This is a genomic window from Aestuariivita sp., from assembly GCF_021404545.1.
GTDB lineage: Bacteria > Pseudomonadota > Alphaproteobacteria > Rhodobacterales > Rhodobacteraceae > Aestuariivita.
The window spans coordinates 1-17738 of record NZ_JAAWWD010000001.1 but is presented as its reverse complement, the minus strand read 5'-3'; the positions used below and the strand labels follow the sequence as shown (position 1 = coordinate 17738).

Annotated in this window: 17 protein-coding genes, 1 tRNA gene and 3 pseudogenes; 7 read left to right on the top strand and 14 right to left on the bottom strand. The window is 56.9% G+C overall.

All coding sequences use genetic code 11. The features are described 5' to 3' along the window. Positions 1-2: 2 nt before the first annotated feature. Complete coding sequence (locus tag HEP69_RS00105; RefSeq protein ID WP_290556476.1) at positions 3-1022, top strand: 3-hydroxyacyl-CoA dehydrogenase family protein; 1020 nt, start codon at positions 3-5, stop codon at positions 1020-1022. Here HEP69_RS00105 and HEP69_RS00100 read toward each other — a convergent pair. Genes HEP69_RS00100 through HEP69_RS00090 form a run of 3 tightly spaced genes read right to left on the bottom strand, consistent with a single transcriptional unit; the run spans position 1019 to position 4206 of the window. Then, the gene (locus HEP69_RS00100; protein ID WP_290556475.1) at positions 1019-1936 is read right to left on the bottom strand and encodes a dihydrodipicolinate synthase family protein; all 918 of its coding nucleotides are present in this window, start codon (positions 1934-1936) and stop codon (positions 1019-1021) included. The genes HEP69_RS00105 and HEP69_RS00100 overlap by 4 nt on opposite strands. Beyond that, on the bottom strand, positions 1933-3177 hold the full coding sequence (locus tag HEP69_RS00095) for a crosslink repair DNA glycosylase YcaQ family protein (RefSeq protein ID WP_290556474.1): 1245 nt from the start codon (positions 3175-3177) through the stop codon (positions 1933-1935). Before HEP69_RS00095 ends, HEP69_RS00100 begins: the two co-directional genes overlap by 4 nt. Positions 3178-3180: 3 nt before the next feature. Next, on the bottom strand, positions 3181-4206 hold the full coding sequence (locus HEP69_RS00090) for a LacI family DNA-binding transcriptional regulator (protein ID WP_290556473.1): 1026 nt from the start codon (positions 4204-4206) through the stop codon (positions 3181-3183). A 121-nt stretch (positions 4207-4327) separates the two neighbouring features. On the opposite strand from HEP69_RS00090, the gene HEP69_RS00085 reads away from it, so the two are divergent. Together HEP69_RS00085 and HEP69_RS00080 are read left to right on the top strand one after the other, a co-directional pair. Then, positions 4328-4404: transfer RNA gene (locus tag HEP69_RS00085), tRNA-Arg, on the top strand. A gap of 155 nt (positions 4405-4559) precedes the next feature. Continuing rightward, on the top strand, positions 4560-5063 hold the full coding sequence (locus tag HEP69_RS00080) for a hypothetical protein (protein WP_290556472.1): 504 nt from the start codon (positions 4560-4562) through the stop codon (positions 5061-5063). On the opposite strand, the gene HEP69_RS00075 is transcribed toward HEP69_RS00080, so the two are convergent. Further along, the gene (locus HEP69_RS00075) at positions 4981-6135 is read right to left on the bottom strand and encodes a relaxase/mobilization nuclease domain-containing protein (protein WP_290556471.1); all 1155 of its coding nucleotides are present in this window, start codon (positions 6133-6135) and stop codon (positions 4981-4983) included. The genes HEP69_RS00080 and HEP69_RS00075 overlap by 83 nt on opposite strands. 144 nt (positions 6136-6279) lie before the next feature. On the opposite strand from HEP69_RS00075, the gene HEP69_RS00070 reads away from it, so the two are divergent. Further along, the gene (locus tag HEP69_RS00070; RefSeq protein WP_290556470.1) at positions 6280-6579 is read left to right on the top strand and encodes a hypothetical protein; all 300 of its coding nucleotides are present in this window, start codon (positions 6280-6282) and stop codon (positions 6577-6579) included. A gap of 543 nt (positions 6580-7122) precedes the next feature. On the opposite strand, the gene HEP69_RS00065 is transcribed toward HEP69_RS00070, so the two are convergent. Both HEP69_RS00065 and HEP69_RS00060 read right to left on the bottom strand, forming a co-directional pair. After that, on the bottom strand, positions 7123-7986 hold the full coding sequence (locus tag HEP69_RS00065) for a hypothetical protein (RefSeq protein ID WP_290556469.1): 864 nt from the start codon (positions 7984-7986) through the stop codon (positions 7123-7125). Next, complete coding sequence (locus HEP69_RS00060; RefSeq protein ID WP_290556468.1) at positions 7983-8672, bottom strand: hypothetical protein; 690 nt, start codon at positions 8670-8672, stop codon at positions 7983-7985. Before HEP69_RS00060 ends, HEP69_RS00065 begins: the two co-directional genes overlap by 4 nt. A gap of 375 nt (positions 8673-9047) precedes the next feature. On the opposite strand from HEP69_RS00060, the gene HEP69_RS00055 reads away from it, so the two are divergent. After that, positions 9048-10715, top strand: a complete 1668-nt coding sequence (locus tag HEP69_RS00055) for a type I restriction-modification enzyme R subunit C-terminal domain-containing protein (RefSeq protein WP_290556467.1) — start codon at positions 9048-9050, stop codon at positions 10713-10715. Positions 10716-10732: 17 nt separating this feature from the next. On the opposite strand, the gene HEP69_RS00050 is transcribed toward HEP69_RS00055, so the two are convergent. The 3 genes from HEP69_RS00050 to HEP69_RS00040 form a co-directional block, all read right to left on the bottom strand. Continuing rightward, positions 10733-12343, bottom strand: coding sequence for a hypothetical protein (locus tag HEP69_RS00050; RefSeq protein WP_290556466.1), 1611 nt, complete (start codon positions 12341-12343; stop codon positions 10733-10735). Positions 12344-12482: 139 nt separating this feature from the next. Further along, complete coding sequence (locus HEP69_RS00045) at positions 12483-13046, bottom strand: metallophosphoesterase (RefSeq protein WP_290556465.1); 564 nt, start codon at positions 13044-13046, stop codon at positions 12483-12485. Positions 13047-13109: 63 nt separating this feature from the next. Continuing rightward, positions 13110-13748, bottom strand: coding sequence for a hypothetical protein (locus HEP69_RS00040; RefSeq protein ID WP_290556464.1), 639 nt, complete (start codon positions 13746-13748; stop codon positions 13110-13112). Positions 13749-13830: 82 nt separating this feature from the next. Between HEP69_RS00040 and HEP69_RS00035 the strand changes: the two are divergent. Beyond that, positions 13831-14001: pseudogene (locus HEP69_RS00035) on the top strand (helix-turn-helix transcriptional regulator); the annotation flags it as partial. A gap of 70 nt (positions 14002-14071) precedes the next feature. On the opposite strand, the gene HEP69_RS00030 reads toward HEP69_RS00035, so the two are convergent. The 3 genes and pseudogenes from HEP69_RS00030 to HEP69_RS00020 form a co-directional block, all read right to left on the bottom strand. Then, a complete protein-coding gene (locus HEP69_RS00030; protein ID WP_290556463.1) occupies positions 14072-15355 on the bottom strand; it encodes a type II toxin-antitoxin system HipA family toxin in 1284 nt (427 codons plus the stop codon). After that, positions 15355-15603 carry a helix-turn-helix domain-containing protein gene (locus HEP69_RS00025; RefSeq protein ID WP_290556462.1) on the bottom strand — a complete coding sequence of 83 codons (249 nt, stop codon included), beginning with the start codon at positions 15601-15603 and terminating at the stop codon, positions 15355-15357. The genes HEP69_RS00030 and HEP69_RS00025 overlap by 1 nt, the downstream gene beginning before the upstream one ends. A gap of 178 nt (positions 15604-15781) precedes the next feature. Next, positions 15782-15898: pseudogene (locus tag HEP69_RS00020) on the bottom strand (helix-turn-helix domain-containing protein); the annotation flags it as partial. A 328-nt stretch (positions 15899-16226) separates the two neighbouring features. Between HEP69_RS00020 and HEP69_RS00015 the strand changes: the two are divergent. Next, positions 16227-16451: pseudogene (locus tag HEP69_RS00015) on the top strand (cell division protein ZapA); the annotation flags it as partial. Positions 16452-16657: 206 nt separating this feature from the next. On the opposite strand, the gene HEP69_RS00010 reads toward HEP69_RS00015, so the two are convergent. Both HEP69_RS00010 and HEP69_RS00005 read right to left on the bottom strand, forming a co-directional pair. Then, complete coding sequence (locus HEP69_RS00010; protein WP_290556461.1) at positions 16658-16948, bottom strand: HigA family addiction module antitoxin; 291 nt, start codon at positions 16946-16948, stop codon at positions 16658-16660. A gap of 12 nt (positions 16949-16960) precedes the next feature. Then, entirely contained in the window at positions 16961-17203 is a 243-nt protein-coding gene (locus HEP69_RS00005) for a type II toxin-antitoxin system RelE/ParE family toxin (RefSeq protein WP_290556460.1), read from the bottom strand. Positions 17204-17738 lie beyond the last annotated feature (535 nt).

The following is a 17738-nucleotide window of genomic DNA, read 5'->3' as shown; positions in this document are numbered from 1 at the left end:
GCATGCAGGATCAAACCATCGTCATTCTGGGCAGCAGCGGCGCGGGGATTTCTCTTGCATTGGCGGCGGCTCGGGCGGGATTGGGTGTGACTGTGATAGAGCCGGACGCAGGCACGCTGGAGCGCGTCCAAGTGTTCGCCGACCGGGACGATCCAGATGTCGCAGCGCGCGTGTCGTTCACGGTCTCAACGGATGCGCCGACCGACACGGCGTTCGTCTTCGACGCTTTGGAAAGCGGCGCAGATCCGGCTCCTTTCCAGGTCCCGGACCCTGCGATCTTTGCCACGCCTTTTTCAGGTGTGACGGGCCATGTCGTCGCTCACCCTGCAGCTCGGGTCCGGTTCGTGCCGTTTCAGCCCATGCAGTTCCGTGCCCTGACCGAGATAACCGGGTTTCCCGAGACCTCTGGCGAGACGCTCGATTGTGCCACCACGCTGGCCCGCCGGATCGGGCGCAAGCCTGTTGTCTTGCCAAAGGGGTATCCTTCCGTCGGGCTAAGGCTATCGGACCGGCTGGAGCAGGTGGCGGATCAACTTTTGCTTGAAGGTGCCGTCCTGTGGGAACTTGATGAGGCCATGGTTGCCTTCGGCTTTGACCTGGGTCTTTACGAGGCGCAGGACCTGACCGGCCTCGACGTGGCCTATGCCCGGCGGCGCGCGCAACGGCGCACCAGCCTGATCGCGGATCGTGCCGTCGCCGAGGGCCGCATCGGCAAGAAAGTGGGCTGGGGCTGGTACCGTTATCCCGGTGGCGGAGGTGCCGTGATCGACCCGCTGATCGAAGATCTGATCCGCGAGGAAGCCTGGTTTGCCAAGGTCACGCAGCGCAGCTTTTCAGCCGCAGAGATGATGGAGAGGTTGATGATGGCGTTGGTTCAGGAAGCCCGCCTGATCCTGTCCGAGGGACACCTGATACACGCCCGGGATGTGAATACGATTGCCTGCCATGGCCTGGGTTTTCCACAAGAGCATGGTGGGTTGATCGCCCATGCCGCGCGCATTGGTCGGCCACTTCCGCCTTAGCGCGGATCCGCCGGAGGATAACTCCACTCCAGCTCTGATACGAGCTTGTGGCCCAGTGCCGGATCGGCATCGTCCGTTGGTGGACGGGTGTGCAGCCAAGTGTCATTTCCAGTCGCGACCGCGAACATGGATTTCAGTGCGGGAATGAAACCGGCGCCCTGCACGGCCTGCCTGTGCCGGATCATATCAGGCTCTAACAAAGCCATTTTGGCGGTTTCATCCCCCCGATGCGCATCGAAATAGGCACGGATAACGGAAGGGTTGGAATTGCACGTCGCAGAGATACAGCCCGCCGCACCCTGATCCAGCCCTTTAATGAGCTGGGTCTCGGAGGCGGGAAAAACCGACACGCCTGGGGCCGCGTCGATCACGGCCTTGGCGTTGTCCCAGTTGCCGCTGCTGTCTTTGTAGGCCACAATCGTCCGAGGGAAATCCGTCGCCAGCCGCGCTGTCAGTGCGGGCGAAATCGAAACGCCTGACATTTGGGGTATGTGGTAAAGGCAGATCCGCAGCCGGTCGGACGCAACTGCCTCAATCAACCGCGCGTAATAGGCATAAAGCCCTTCGTCGGAGGCGGGATAGTAGAACGGTGGCAGCACCATCGCAGCCACAGATCCCAGATCGACCGCATGGCGGGTGAGAGTGACCGTATCGGGCAACGCACAAAGCCCCGTTCCCGGCATCATCCGGGCGGCGGGTAAGCCGCATTCCACCAGATGCTCGAGCATCGCCATCCGTTCCGACATGCCGACCGCGACGGCCTCCCCTGTGGTTCCGAAGGGCGACAGGTAATGAAGGCCCGCTTCCAGCGAAAACCGTGCATGATCGGCATAAAGGCCGCGGTCGATCCAGCCATCGCTTTGAAACGGGGTCAGGATGGGGGAGATGACGCCGTGGAAATCCGGATGGCTCATGGAGGCCTCGCTGAAGGTGTTCGCGCCGAGCCAGACATGTTGAGCCAACCGTTGTCAAACCGAACCTCATCCAACCCGGCAAACCGGGCGACCCGCTGCAATTCCGCTTCCAGCCTGCGGGTGCGCGCGTCTGACCAGCGGAGGGATGGCTCGGGCCAGACCGCGCGCACGGCCAGCGTACCGGCGTCGCGCTGGGATTTCATGTCGATCCGCCCGATCAGGCGATCCCGCTCCATCAGGGGAAAGACGTAATAGCCGTATTTTCGCTTGGCTTCGGGTACAAAAACCTCGATCCGGTAATGGAAATCAAAGAGCCGCTCGGCCCGCTTGCGGTCCCTCAGCGCCGGATCGAACGGCGACAGCACGCGGATGCGGCCGGAGGGTTCAGGGGCCTTGGCGGCCTCTTCCAATAGATCGGGCCGGGCAAAGACCCGGCGCAGCGTGCCGTTGGCACAGGTGATTTCGGCCTCGATAATCCGGCCTTGGGTCAGGGCATCGGCGCACCAGATCTTCGCCTCTGCCGGGGTTACCGTGTCCCAGAACGCGGCCAGTTCACCGGATGTGGCAAAGCCGAGACGATCCAGTGCCGACGCGCAACACCAGCCGATCGTCTCTGCCGCTTCGGGCCGAGCATTGGTCTCAAGCAGCGTCCGGTCGATCACCCTTTCTGTCAGGTCATAGCGTTTCTGAAATCCGCGTCGCCCGACGACCGTCAGCGCCCCGGACCGCCAGAGGTACTCAAGCGCGGTCTTTGATGGATGCCAGTCCCACCAGCCGCCAGAGCTTTTCTTTTCATCGGTCCCCACATCCGACGACGAACAAGGCCCGTGATCGCGGATATGCGCCAGCACTTCGGCAAACCGTGCCTCGAACCCATCACGGCGCCAGTTGCTCCAGCGCCGTTTCAGCAGATCCGCATCGCGCTGAAACCGTAGGTTCCAATGCGGGTAAAAGGCCATGGGAATAACGGCGGCGTCATGAGTCCAGTGTTCAAAGAGCGCACGATCCTTTTCGTAGACCCTTTGCAGGTTCTGGGCCCGATAGGCGGGCCTGCGGGCATAGAGAATCATGTCATGGGCGCGCGCTACGGTATTGATGCTGTCGAGCTGGACAAATCCCAGCCTTTCGATCAGCGTCAAAAGGTCGGCACCTTTGGCGCGCCCGCTGGGCTGTTCTGCCAGCGCATGTTTGTGCAAAAAGAGCCGCCGCGCCTGGGCGTTGCTCAGTCGGGGCAGGGTCACGGCTCAGCGCCTGCGCAGCGTGTCGCCATAGGAGATCTTGGGCGACAGGGTGACCTGTTTGTCGATCTCGGCCTCCGGGTCTTTGAGCTGCGCCGCCACGATCTGAGCGGCGGTGCGCCCGATCTCCAGTCGGCAGGCATCCATCGTGGCCAGCTTGCGCGGCAACCCCTGCAACAGTTCGACCCCATTGAACCCCGCCAGTCCGATCTGGCCGGGGATGTCGATGCCCTGTTCGATCAGATACAAAAGTCCTCCCGCTCCGATCAGATCATTGGAGTAATAGAGAAAATCCAGCTCGGGCGAGCGCGCCAGCATCTCGGCCGTCATCTCCCGCCCCTTGGCCAGCGCTGAGCCGCCGGAGTAAAACGCGCGGTCCTCGATCTCGATCCCAGATTTGGCCAGATGCTCGGTGAAGCCCTCGAACCGTTTGCGCGCGCGATGATCGAGCGGCATCTTGGTGCCCATGAACCCCACCCGCGTGTATCCGGCCTTGAGGATCGCCTTGGCCATCTCGCGGCCCGCCCTGCGGTGGGAGATACCAACCATCGCATCGACCGGCGTGCCGTCGCTGTCCATGATCTCAACCACCGGGATTCCGGAGGCCTTGAGCATGATGCGTGCAGCCTCGGAATGTTCAAGCCCGGCAATAATCACGCCGGAGGGGCGCCATGAGAGCATTTCGTAAAGGACACGCTCTTCTTTCTCCGGCAGGTAATCCGTGACACCCACGACCGGCTGCAGCTCGGTATCTTCAAGCACCTGATTGATGCCTGTCATTACCTCGGGAAAGACCATGTTTGACAATGACGGAATAATCACCCCCACCAGATTGACCCGGTTGGAAGCCAGCGCTCCTGCGATCTTGTTTGGCACATAGCCGAGGTCTTTAGCGGCGGCGAGGACCCGTTCGCGGGTGCTGTCGGACACATCGCCCCGATTGCGCAGGACCCGGCTGACGGTCATTTCCGACACGCCGGAGGCCTCGGACACGTCTCTCAGCGTAAGGGGGCGTTTCTGCTCGATCGACATGGGGCGGCGCCTTGTGCTCTGGTTCGCTTGTGTCAAGTGTTAACGCAAACGCAGTGGGCGGGGCAAGCACGCAGGTCAGGCGATGACAACTGGGATCACCCAAGGTATGAAGACCCGGCACGGCCCCGTGGCTCAACTGGATAGAGCAGCCCCCTCCTAAGGGGCAGGTTGCAGGTTCGAATCCTGCCGGGGTCGCCAAAAACGCCTGAAAAATATGACTTATTTTCAGCCTGTTGTGTAGAAGCGTGCAGAAACGCCCGTTTCGTTTTCCGCCGAATTCTCCGAAAACGGGCGAAATCTCGTACAAAACCTGTACAAAATTCGCACGTCCTTGCGGCTTTTGGTGCCGTCCGATGAGCTGGCGTGTCGCAAACGCCTGCGCCGAGCGGAAGTTTGGAAGTGCGACGCGCAAGCAGGTCATCATGTTCTTGGCGGACAAGGCCTCGGATGATGGCTCGGGCATCTGGTGTTCCAAAGGCACCATTCAGCGGCACACCGAGCTGGGAGAGACAACGGTCAAGCGCACGATCCGGGACTTTCTAAAGGAGGGCATACTGGTCGAGACCGGGGCACGGGGGTGCAAGAACGGATTCACGGTCGTTTACCGGATCGATCTCGCTCGGATAGAGGCGCTGGAACTGACCGCTGAACCCGATATCGAGACGGGGGCCACAGTGGACCCCGTCCAGACTGGACCCGGATCGGGGGCCACAGTGGCCGGGGTACCGGGGCCACCACGGCCCCCAAACCATCCTAAAACCATCCATAAACCTCTTACGCGCGAGCGCGTCGCGGCGGAGGATGAAGAAGCTGAGAAGGTGTTGGCCTGCTATCAGGCCCATCTCCGTCAGCTCTGAGCGCGTCAGGTGCACCGTCCAGAAAAAGCTCGCGGCCATCATCGAGGCGATCCCCGTCAGCACCAGCGCCGCGATCAGCCAGGGCGAGATCGTCAGCCAGAAGCGGATCGATCTCAGCCGTGTCTCGAACAAGCTCGCGGTCTCGGTCTGAAAGCGGTGCGTATCGCTCGCGATGGTATGCTGCGCGGCGCCCACAATGTTCTTCAAATCGATCCTGAAGCTCTTGAGCTGGGATGAGATCGAGGCGACGTGTTCGGCTCGGATCGTGTCGAGTTCCGCGTTCAGTTTCTCGCTCAGCCGGGTCGGCTTGCCAGTCTTCATGGAAAATCTCTCCTTTCAAACGCCAGCGTTCGCCGGTGTCGGGGTCTTGGGCGGTGAGGTAGGTTTTGCCTGCGCGGGGAATGTCGAAGCCCGCATAGACGAGCGCGTCGAGCATGCTGGCGCGGTCCGTGATCAGGCCGACGCTGATCTGGTCTTGCAGCCATGCGTGCAGCTCATCGCGGCCTTGAGCGCGGGTTGGTGCTTCGACGGTGTCGCGGACCTCCCGCGCGCGCTCCACGTCCATCGGATCGGCCCAACCGTGACGCTGGTTCATCACGTCCCGCAGACTGTCATAGGCGTCCTGGTAGCCCGGCGGTGCGATGTTGAGGCTCTTGCCCGTCGTCAATTCCAGGCGCGGCGTGCAGAAGTGCAGCTCGACCCGGCCTTCGTGGCGATGGCGGACCCAGAGCACCTCATATTGCTCAGGGTCCAGCCCCGCGAAGGCCAGCCGCTCGAACCCATCCATGACCTCGGCCTGCTGGTCGTCGGTCGGGTTGTCGCTGTCGGCAAAGCTGATGACGCCAGCGCGGTAGGTCCATTGGTGGCGGCTGGCGTCGATCAGGGCCTCGGTGCGCTCGGAGTTTCCGCGCAGGACCTCGGGCAGCGGAGTGCGCGTGACGGTCATGGGCTGACCGCCTGCATCGCGGATCAGATCGCGATTGCCGTCGTAGGCCAGCACGCGCTCGGCCACGAGGTAGCCAACCGGCCCCGCGCCCACGCCTTTGCCGTTGGGGAAGAACTTGATCAGCACCGCCGCGCCTCATTGAGGAGCGCGGCGACACGGATCGAGCGGCCCGAGGGGACATGGTTGATCCTGAACCCATCGAAGACGCGGCTCAGGACCTGCACGATGGACGGACGACACGTCACATGCATTCGGATCGAGGTGGATTAGATGACCCAACTGACAGCCTTGGAACGCGACTTACTCGCCTGCGTCGAGCGGTTGGTGACGGCCTCAGAGGCCTCCGCGAAGGGTTTGACCGCCTTGGAGACACGCTCGACCGGCAGGATCGAGAAGGAACTAGCTGGTTTGAAAGACTGCGTGACCTTGCTCATTCGTTCACAAGCCGCATCCATGAAGGCCTTGAGCGGATTGCTGAACGACGAGGCGAGTTACAAGACGCTGAACGAGAACTTGCAGCAGAGCTTGACCTTAGCGAAAGCCGCCGCCGAGAGATTGGGGGACAGCTAGATAGCCAAGAGGCGCATGCGGAGCGGGGGTTGCGGCATTGAAAAGTAAGGATGCATTTGGTTGATTCTGAAGCGGCAGACCGTATTTTGTATAAGGCACAAACACATAGCTCCGAAGCGATGCTGACGACGGAAGTATCCTGACAGTAGGGCATGGAGCGCCAGAGGGCTGGGTGCATTTGGACTTGCTTGCATACAAAAACTATGATCTCGCCACATTATTGAACTAGTAACACTGCTGTACTACATAGGAGTAGGAGAAGAAATTCTCCTGATTCGTTTGTTCGTCACAAAGTGTATGTGACGGCTATGCCTAGGAGGACTACGTTCGGTCTACTTGCCGGCAACGGTGACTGACCCATGCGAATGCGACAACAGATGCTCCAGATGTTGTTCGCTTCCCTTTCAGAAGTTCCTTGAAGCCGCAAGACGTTGCGCCTTCGGGTATTCTTTGAGGGATAAGGTACGATGCAGGCAATGTTTGCACAGTCGGAGCTTGGCAAAATTTATTTCGCGAAATATGGGGGCTTTTGCCCCCATATTTTTATCTAACAAATTCATTGGGATAGATGTTTGCGTGCGTCGGTTTGCTGCAAGTCATCTCTTGCTCATGGCAGCCAACAAAAGACAAGCTTTTCATATTCCCCCGCCCTGTTACCTTTTCGGGTTCACAGTCATAATGAAAAGCAGATCGGATCTTCGCGCCAAACCTATAATGTGCTCTAAACCAACAAGTTGCACTATGCCCCAGATCAGGCCCGAATTCCGGACGCCGTTCTCCATGCTCATACTTTCCGGGCGTCTTAAACCTTAGGCCCTTCCCGCTACGAAAAAACGCGCCACCGGATTCAACATTCTTGGGGCAAACCCTTCTTAGACCTTTGATCGCCCTGCTAATTTCGCCCTGATCGTTTCTCCAAACAGCTTCCTTGACCACATTGACCTGGCGGTTTGTCTTCTTGCAGCTAAAGTTCTGAAACGGCAGTGGTGCTGGCGTGTTGTTGGCTTGATGAAGTTCGGGAGACAGAACTTTTTTCTGAATTCTGTAAGCCTCCTCAACATCATTCAAAACTACTTGGAAGACTGCCTTCTCGCGCGCATTGGGGTTGGATATGCTCACTCCTACATCGACACAACACACCTGAAATGCCAGAGTGTAATTAGCCTTCACCTCTTTGCAAAAGCCTGAACTGCTTTCCAAAATGAAACAGACAGGCATCGCTTTGCGCGACGCGCTCCCTGCTAGGTATTTGTGGAGCCAATCGTCGAACTCGCTAAGCGAAGCGCCACCGTTTTCATTCAGCCGACTGCCAATGCCATCAAAAACCAAATTTGGTTTGGCCCTGCGCAATCTACGAATCAACGACTGATGTAGAGATGCTTCGAATCCAACTAGAACAAAGATCATTTTCCAAGCAGTTTGACTACCAAATCCAATGGTACGGAAATGCGGCTCAAGTCCCGCTCAGAAAGTCGAGACATCGCCAAGAAGAAGTCATTCTGACTTCCTCTTTGGGCTTCTTTCCGCTGAATCACGACTGTCTTATCGATGTCAGCCTGGTTGTCTTCGAACCAACGACGGAGATTTTTTTCCGTTACATCCCGGTCGACCTGGTCATTGCCACTGTGCAAGTATTGCGCGGGTATGTGAGACCAGCCCTCTGGCGCTTCATTTCCAGACTCAACATTCAAGAAGGATGGCTTCCCGGTCAGGTTGAGGTATCGTTCGGTCTGGTCCTGCTTAGGTATATGAAATGCACTCCAAATGGCCTTGTGGAAGCGCGGTGCTTCAGCGGAATTGGTGGGGCTACGCTTCTCTTCTTCATATTTCTTAAAGACTTCATCCCGAGACAAGTGTTTCGGTGCTAGGGCCCAAGCAACGTCTTTTGGATCATCGGTTGGTCGAACGATCTGAAAGAAGTCGCTAGCATGGATTTCCAAATAGTCCTTTACACCGATGGAATGAGCCTCACTTGGGAGATCGAGCCCGGACTTCTTGAGTAGAGGGCGAGCTTGCGACAGAAAGACAGGTTTGCCCACCGCTGCCCACCGCTCGGCCACCAACTCGTTGAGTTTCTCTTTCCAAGTTCCCAAGACTCAATCCCAACCTTCACATTTCATGTATCAAACGACCGCTGCAAAGCCTTATCACCCATTGCAAATCGTCGCATCTGATTTCTGAAGTTCGCCCCTATCGAGGAGACTACTGCCTCGCATTCTTCAGCACGTTGCCGCAACTGGTTACTCAGATGGTATCTCACTGCCTGCTGCGACAGCTTGTCGAAGTCGAGCCGAACCATGTCGATCGATTGTTCCCTTCGTTCAATGCTTGAACACGTGGTCTCGATGCCACCTCACAAACTCAGTTCTTGGTCGACTGGCCAAACGATCTGGGATCAAGAGTTTCCCTGTTGAGTTGATCATCGCGCCAACCGCTTCCGCATCATTGCTTTGTCGAGAAACAAGTACTTGGAGAAAGCCGAGTGGGATGCAATAGAATGGGATGACGAAGGCATCATTCCTGATCGGGTCGAATCGGCTGATCTAAACCGATGGCTATTCAACAAGGATACTGTGGACAAGGTGCTTGAACACCTGATGACCCACGGGATCAAAGTCGCTGGAGGTGACAGGCTTGGGAAAACCATTATCTTCGCGAAGAATAGCGACCACGCGAAGTTCATTGTCGAGCGCTTCGATGCCAACTACCCGCACCATAAGGGGCAGTTCGCGCGTCTCATTGACTACAGCGTTACCTACGCCCAATCGTTGATCGACGATTTTTCCGAAGCCGAGAAGGCACCACATATCGCGGTGTCAGTAGACATGCTGGACACAGGCATTGATGTACCGGAAGTCGTAAACCTAGTCTTTTTCAAGATCGTCCGATCAAGAACAAAGTTCTGGCAGATGGTTGGTCGAGGCACCCGAACTTGCCAGGACCTGTTTGGACCCGGGCAGGACAAGGAAGAATTCATCGTCTTCGACTTTTGCCAGAACTTGGAGTTCTTCAACGAAAACCCCCAAGTAACAGATGGTCCTGCCGCGCGACCAATTGGCGAACGCTTGTTTGTGTCGCGCGTCGACCTGATCAACTCCTTGGTCGAAGACGGGAGCAAAAGCTCCTTGCTTGTTGATGTAAAGAGCCGTCTACATCAAGAAGTTCTAGGGATGAACCTTGAAAATTTCATCGTCCGACAAGCGCGCCGATCAGTGGAACGATTTCAAAATGCGGAAGCATGGGACACGTTGGACCTTGATGCACGTCTGGCATTGGTCGAGGAGGTTGCAGGTCTTCCAACAGCCTTCGAGGATGGAGGACTTGCCGCGAAGCAATTCGATCTTCTGATCCTCAACGCTCAATTGCTATTGCTTCGTGGCGACGCCGCCTTTGCCAATCTACAAAGGCGGATCATATCATTTGCTTTCGCGTTGGAACGTCTCTCAAACGTTCCGACTGTCGCAAAAGAACTCGAGCTTTTGTTGGCGATCCAAACGGATGAGTATTGGCAGGATATCACAGTTGAAATCCTAGAGGACGTTAGGCGACGACTACGCAACCTGGCGGAATTGATCCAGCCCAAGGAACGAAAGAACGTCATCACGGATTTTGAGGACAGCATTGGTGCATCGACGACCATCGACTTGCCCGAGGTCGGGAGTGGCGTGGACAAAGTGCGTTTCAAGACGAAAACACGAAAGTTCATAGAGGCGCACTCGGACAATATCGCTCTTCAGAAAATCAGGCGCGGCGAGCAACTTACCCCGGCCGACTTGGAGGAGCTTGGACGGATGCTGATTTCGGAAGGCATTGCCGACAAAGAGGGACTCGAACGTCTTCAGAACGAGGGCGGTCTGGGAATGTTCCTGCGCTCTTTGACAGGGCTAGATCGAGCCGCTGCAAAAGCCGTGTTCAGTGATTTCGCCGCAGCCAACCAGCTTTCAGCAAACCAGACCGAATTTATCGAGCTGATTATCAACAGCCTGTGCGAGAACGGTGTTGTGGATCCCAAAACTTTTTATGAGAGCCCGTTTACCGATCTTGATGACATGGGGATCATGGGTGTCTTCAGCAAAGCGCAATCCGCCGAAATTATCCGACTGGTCAGAGAGACCAATCAAACCGCTGCGGCGTGACCGGTCGAAGTCAACTCCTACGTCGCACTTGTCCTGCGATGTGAGGGAAGGTGGTCTATGATGGTTTGTTGGGTCTCAGACTCCCAGAAGTAGTAAATCCTCAGACACCTTTTGGGATCTCGCACGTTGCCGCCGTTTTTCACATGCCAATCAACTTCGTAGCGCCTACCTTTCCAGTCGGCCGCATATGTATCTCCACCACATGGTGAATTCAGAATGCCGTTCTCGACTTGAACATCCCTGAGGCTTCCCCCGCCATTTACCCGCCGGTCATGTTGAACAGTTGCCAGCCATGCGATTGCGCGAGCTACCTGCGTCACGTCTTCAAACTCGGGGGAGCGAGCCATCCTACGTGCGGCCGGGCTCAACAAGACTTTGTCGGGATAGGTCTGGTCGAGCCAATCGGTGAACTCTGACCAATCTTGCGGCAATGGCGGCTCCTCCGTTGGGGTTTCGCCACCTTCGGCCAGTGCAGCCTGTAATTGCCTGATACGGAACAACAATGAGCGGTTTTCTTGCTCAGCGGCCTGCGCACGCTCTTCCGTTGTCACGATCTCTGCTACATAGCCGTCTATCTCCTTTTCCTTCTCTTCGACCTGCTTTTCGAGGCTTTCAGCCCACTCTTCCGCAAACTTGAAACGCTCAGCGTCGGGTACCTCTTGGTTGATAACATCGGTTTTCCGAAGCTTCTTGCTTGCGGTTCGTACCGATACAAAATCAAGAACATCCTTACCTAGCCGCGTTTCCGAGATACTGACCTCGGCGGCCAATGCACGCAAACTTCGAACACAGGCGACCTCAGCGCCGTCTTTGCGCAAGTCAGCTTCAAGGAACAGGCGATGGCGGAAGGGGTCGTCAGTCGCGGAAAAACCCCGTAGATAGGCCCTGATCCCACCGTTGAACACGGAGCGGTATTTGCCGAAGCGCTTGGTCAAAACCCAAGTCAATTCGGCAGGCACGAGCACGATGCGGGCAAGACCAGCAACAGCTTTGGCCAACGCTGCAACATCGATACGGGGGGCTCCGCCATCCTCGGGCATGGCCACGACAAAGATCGGTAGTTGTCGATCACGGTCTTCAAGATGATCGCAAAGGTCTTCGGCGTCGTTTTCCTTCTGGATCGCCACTGGCTCCGAGTCGAGTCGCCGAGCGCCCCGGATTAGCCCAGGTGCTTTAATCATCTGCAACACTGGCCCCGGCACGTGGGGTTCGATGGCAAAATCCGACTCAGTTGTACTGACAATCAAGCGAAGGCTGACGTGTGGACGACTGCCGACTTCGCCACCAATGACAATCTCCGTGGACCAGACGCGCCCGGCCACATTTTTATCGGGGTCCTCCGTCCGTAGCGCCCAGAGATCAAGCGCATCATTCTCGATCCGCACTGCTGTGCTACTTCTCCCTCCCACCGGCAGCTCGAAATCCTGCAATTCCCAAGCGGCCTGGGGCAGCGCTCGTCCTGCTCGCTTCTTTGCCCATTTCAGTGCCTCTTTCCGCGCAGCCTCCGCAGAGGTCGCGTAGTCTTCGCCATTGAGCTGCGCCGAGACACGCAGGATTTCTATGTCACGCACGGCGCGTGGCATCCGTTTGGACAGCGGTGCGAGGGCTTCGGAAAAAGTTGTGGTCATCGACATCCCCAAAAGTGTTTTTGCTTTATGTGGGATTCTACCCCTTCACATATACTATTGGTTGTGCGAACTGCGGTCTACTCCACATAAGGGATTAGACGGACAAGCCACTCATTGGGAATGCAGCTGAAACAGCGCCTTAGGCCGACGCAGCATTGTGCTCAACATCTTCCCAGTGCTTGTTGACCGGCAATGTCTTGGCCCGCTGCTGAATGTCACGGATTGTGACAGGTACATAGCCCCAAACATCCACCCCGACGTTTACCGCGTTTCGACTGCCCATCCATTGACCATGCACATGCCCGAATAGCTGGAGAGCGCCCTTGCGTGCTCTATGCCAGGTGATCATCGGGTAGTGGCACAGCACAGACGGCGCGCCGCCGCCGTCGGCCACCTCGGTCAAATGGGTAACACTCGTCCATGGAAGCGCTTGTGTCGCTTCGCCGTCATGGTTTCCAACGACCAGGTGCTGTTCTGCACCCGGAAGCCGCGCAAACAGGTTTGCGAGCCACGTTTGGTCCTTCGCTTTCGGACCGAAGGCGAAATCGCCAACGATCCAAAGCGCGTCCTTTGGTCCAACCCTGGAAGCGAGGTTTTCGAGCAATAGGGCATCCATGTGGCTCGCAGACCGGAATGGGCGGCCAGAATGCATGATGATGTTTTCGTGGCCGAAGTGCGTGTCGGCCGTGTACCAGTTGATCATGGTCTTTTCTCGGATGAATGGCCGACGGATGCCGGGTGCAGGCGGTTATCATCGGCGGTCGGACTAAGCCAGCGCAACCTGCCTCGCGCCGTGCATATCCCGAACCTCGGTGTCCGATGTGATGCCCGCTGCCACCAGGGCTTGCTCGACCTCGGCACAAACACGTTTGGCCCTCTCATGTGCCCATGCCGTAAGCTTGGTTGAGGCCCACCACGCCACAGGCAGTAAGACAAAGGGATAGAACTTCAAGGCTGCTGCGGACATGCTGTCGCTCATGTTCGGAAACAGCATCACGAGGAAGGTGTAGTAGACCAGCAGGCCCGGCAGAGCTCCGAAGAACGCGATCAGAAAAGCGGCCGACACGCGACCGCCGCTCTCGGACGTGTCCGGATCAGCAGAGCCATGCAGTTGCAGGAACTGCCCCGTCAGATCGGCGAGTGCAATCGGTTCACGCCCCCTTGGGGCAAGCACAACCGCCACATCGTCACCGTGGCGCGCACGGTCAAGAACCTCACCAACAAAGGCATGCTCTTGGCCATTCGGTTCCCTCAGTGTCATCTCGCGCCATTGACGCGTCCGCTCAACACGATGGGTCCGCCGGTTCACATCGCGCTCGACGCGGTCGACGATGTCCACGACATTGCCCCGGATAACTTGGTATCCGAACGGCATTTCGGGCTTGATCTTCGGGGAACCGGACACGATCGCCTCCATATTATCCCATAATGGGATAATACCAGAACAGGATTACGCGGCAAGGGCTTAGCCCGAATGGAGATGCCGCATGACCAGAAGTCTGCGAACGCCGGGGCACCAGGCGTTGATGCAGGTGCTGGTTGAAACGAGGAAGTCAAAAGGTGTTACACAACAAGAGCTTGCTGATCGCCTAAAGCGGCCCCAGTCCTATGTCGCCAAAATAGAAACTGGTGAACGACGGCTGGATGTCGTCGAGTTCGTTGAATGGTTTCAAGCGCTGGAAGCTGATCCGAAAGCTGCGTATTGGCTATCTCAGCAGTGCTTCCCGATTAAGCCGTCAGTGCCGCTGTGCGGGCGTCGACTCCTTCCCAGGTACAAGCCTGCAGTTCATCCGGAAAATCCACAGGAAGGGCGCGCTCTGTTTCCAACATTGCTGCCGGAACGCGGACGAGAAGAGCATCAATTGCGTTTTCAGCCAAATCGCCACCCAGCCCAACCGTTTTGGCCGTCTCAAGGAAGTGGCGCCTTACCACCTCGTTAATCCGGTAGTGGTTCTGATCGCCAACGCACATTGCGAGGCGCATCCGATTGTGGCGGATTTGCCCGTCCGCCACCGCCTTCTGTGCCGTGAGAACGTCATAGAGCGGGGTCATGCGAAACCCGCCGCCGGGGCGCAGGGCAATACTAAAGTTCTTCGCGTGGCCATCCGTCGCGCCAAGAAGCCAGAAGACGACCTGTGCCTTGAAGAAAGCCAGACGGTCGTCGTTAGGATCGTCGCTCGCAGACAAGAGCTTCATGCCTTCCGCAATGCCAGGACCGCCGTCCATCTGGTACTTCTGGCTTGGCGGGTAACCAAGCGCCTGGCAGAAATCCTCCTGCGGCAAACGGATCAGCCTGCCGTCGCGAGTCCAGCGCCGGTCGAAGCGCGTGACCACCAGCGAGCGCACATCCTCGAAATCGGCGATCTCAACCTCGGCCACATCAAACCCCATGGCCTTGCAGAACGTCATGCAAAGGAATTCGTTCTCGACGCTATCGGACAGGTTGATCCCGTTTGGCAGCACGCCAAGCTGCGTCTTCAGGATATGGGTCGTCGGCGTCATGCCGACTGGTCGGATCCAATCACCATCTTTTCTCAGCAGCGCTGTCTTCTCCTGCGCACCAGCGAGCGAAATCCGAAAATCGTCGTCCTCGATCCCAAGCGGAGCCGTCGCGAGGTTGCGGAGCACGTCTGCCACCTCTGCGTCGGAAACCGGCTCCCCCTCTAGTCCTTTCGGCTCCGGCAGGTCGTCGCCGACGACAAATTGCAGGGCTCCCACACAGTCACGACCGATCTTCTCAAGCAAGTTATAGGCATCCGTCCCGCCTGCCCCGGTTTTCGCGGCCACCCGCTCCCGGATCGCCGGATTGTCCGGCAACAGGTTTTCCAAATAGGCAATGACCGGCGCACCCTGATGGGCCTGCTCTTGCAATGGCAGGGACAGGGAAACGGGAAGCGTGTGCTCCCATGCTAGCCAGTCCGGCGCATAGCAGAACGAGATCGCGCCGCTACGTGCCATGTCGATTTCACCCACAAGGCGTCCGTTCAAAAGAACCGTCAGCCTGCGTGCCATCAGAAGATATCCTCGATATCAGGCTGATCCTTGCGACGCTCGCCGATCCGAAACTCCAGGCCAAGCGCCATCATGATCGCCAGGATTGTCTTGAGCTGCGTTCCCTCGTCGCCGTTCTCGACCGAGGAAATCGTGGCGATGCGCAAGCCGGATAGAGAACTGACCTCTTTCTGGGTCAGCCCCTTTGATTTACGCGCGCGCCGTAGGGCAGTGCCAATTTGTTCAGGTGTGCGTGCCAGAGTTTCCATGATGCGCTCCATTTACGCCAGAGCGTACATCTTCAATAATTACGCCACAACGTAAAAATAAAAAAGTTACGCCATGGCGCAACTTTTTCGTATCACTGGCTCAACCCGCGCCCAAGGCCGCGACGAACTGCACGCCTGGATACAGGACCTGATCGACATGAGCCTGATCACCGACCGCGCCTTCGCGCAGGGACTTCTTGATCGTATTGCGAGACAATCCCGTCCGACGGGCAATCTCTCGAATTGGCATTTTATCACGCAATGCCCAGCGTCGAATGACACTCAAAAATCCCATGTCGATCACTCCAAATCTCCCCAACCAAAACCGTCGGGGCAATGTGTTCACATGGGTCAATTCTCAGTGACAATTTATGGGCATACCGGGTCAGTTCTCAGTGACATTCAACACTTTGAGGACGAAGATTGTGAACACTAACATTCCCTACTTTTTCCAGGTAAGTGACCTACCCCGTTTTGTCGAGCTTGATGAATTTCAACTGGATCACCTAGAGCGTCTTGAAGGCATCTCGACTCCAGACGAACTCTCTGCGGAGATTTCCCGGTATAACGAAGCTCTTGCGAAGCAAAATAGGCAGGGGAAAACTGGCAGCAGTGAGAGTGAAATTCAAATTGGCGGGAGAACCTTTTCGGTAGCACACCAGGAGGGAGAAGCCGAGTATTTGATCGCTGCGGCCAAGATGTTGGATGCCGAGGCTACAGTTCTCTCAAAGGAGGTTGGTAGGATGCCAGAGGCTAGAATGCTGTTGATGGCTGGCTTAATGCTTGCGGACAAAACCGCGGCCCTTGAGGAAAAGGTCCGAGAATTGGAGGAGAAATTGGCTGCCAAAAATCAAAACTCAATTTGAGTCATCATTGACGGCTTTCTTTTCCGTCTGTTTGATAGTGAACGAAATGAAGGATCAGGCGTTTCCGTATTTTGCACCTTATCGGCAGTTACTCGATACTCGCTACGAACTATTTGGTCAAAATCTTCTCTTTATCTGATCCCAAGAGCTAATACGCTATCAAGATAACAGTTTATTCTACGACTGCATTAAGCGGCGACCAATGGCTCAATATTGGACACATCTATCTCCTTGGCCGCCAAAGCCATGTCATAGTTTGTCTGCAAGTTCACCCAGTAGGCTGGCGTCGTGTTGAACACGCGGGCAAGGCGTAGCGCTGTGTCAGGCGTGATCCCAGTTGTACCCTTGATCAACCGCTCGATCCGAGTCCGAGGCACGCCCAGACGCCGCGCAAACGCGATGGCCCCCATTTCCAAGGGATCGAGGTAAAGCTCCTTCAGGACTTCACCGGGGTGCATCGGATCTTCAAGCAAGCTCATCAGCGTATCCTCTCAATGGTAGTCCATAATCTCGACATCAGCAGGGCCGTTCGACGTCCAGACAAAGCAGATGCGCCATTGCCCGTTGATCCGCATGGAGTGTTGCCCGGCCCGATCCCCTTTCAGTTCTTCAAGGTGATTGCCGGGCGGGAACCGTAAATCCTCAACAACCACCGCAGCATCCAGCGCCGAAAGCATCGCCTGCGTGCGCTTCACCAAGTCACTCGGGAAGCCTTTGCCATACTTGCCTTTCACGGCACTGGCAGCGAGTTTGCCCTTGGTACTTTAGATCATGGACAGCGCGTATCATAAAGAGATACATGTGTCAAGGTATGATACATATGCTTTGTTCCACTAAGTCTGCAATTTTGATCGCTGTTTTCATTGGAAGCAGAACAGGTGATCTGGATACAGCCCTCTTGCCAGTCAAAATGAGAGAAGAAAATGCAGCCCCAGCAGCATCAAGAACTTCGTGTTCACTTAGCCGAGGCCGGTGACGGGGCGGTGTTTGGCGTCTGAGCCTTGTGGCGTTGAGCACGTTTCCTAGCGAGCCAGCACCGTCTCTCTTCATGGTCTCGAACAGTTGAGTGCGGCCGATCAGGACCGCGGAGCAGACGGAAGAGAGCGTGGGTAAATTATCACAGGCAAGGATCATCGGGTTAGATGTCAGCCGCGATTGGTTGGATATTCACTGTCTGCCGGAAGGGCACGCGGGCGGACGGCCAAAAGGTCCCGCGGGTTATCCGTCGGTTGGGGACCTTTCCCGGTCCTACGATGCCCTCGTCTTTTT

Coding starts and splice junctions, on each gene's coding strand:
- HEP69_RS00105 (WP_290556476.1), top strand. CDS start 3: ATGCAGGATCAAACCATCGTCATTCTGGGCAGCAGCGGCGCGGGGATT.
- HEP69_RS00090 (WP_290556473.1), bottom strand. CDS start 4,206: ATGTCGATCGAGCAGAAACGCCCCCTTACGCTGAGAGACGTGTCCGAG.
- HEP69_RS00050 (WP_290556466.1), bottom strand. CDS start 12,343: ATGACCACAACTTTTTCCGAAGCCCTCGCACCGCTGTCCAAACGGATG.
- HEP69_RS00070 (WP_290556470.1), top strand. CDS start 6,280: ATGACCCAACTGACAGCCTTGGAACGCGACTTACTCGCCTGCGTCGAG.
- HEP69_RS00100 (WP_290556475.1), bottom strand. CDS start 1,936: ATGAGCCATCCGGATTTCCACGGCGTCATCTCCCCCATCCTGACCCCG.
- HEP69_RS00010 (WP_290556461.1), bottom strand. CDS start 16,948: ATGAGCTTGCTTGAAGATCCGATGCACCCCGGTGAAGTCCTGAAGGAG.
- HEP69_RS00045 (WP_290556465.1), bottom strand. CDS start 13,046: ATGATCAACTGGTACACGGCCGACACGCACTTCGGCCACGAAAACATC.
- HEP69_RS00080 (WP_290556472.1), top strand. CDS start 4,560: ATGAGCTGGCGTGTCGCAAACGCCTGCGCCGAGCGGAAGTTTGGAAGT.
- HEP69_RS00030 (WP_290556463.1), bottom strand. CDS start 15,355: ATGGCACGCAGGCTGACGGTTCTTTTGAACGGACGCCTTGTGGGTGAA.
- HEP69_RS00025 (WP_290556462.1), bottom strand. CDS start 15,603: ATGGAAACTCTGGCACGCACACCTGAACAAATTGGCACTGCCCTACGG.
- HEP69_RS00065 (WP_290556469.1), bottom strand. CDS start 7,986: ATGATCTTTGTTCTAGTTGGATTCGAAGCATCTCTACATCAGTCGTTG.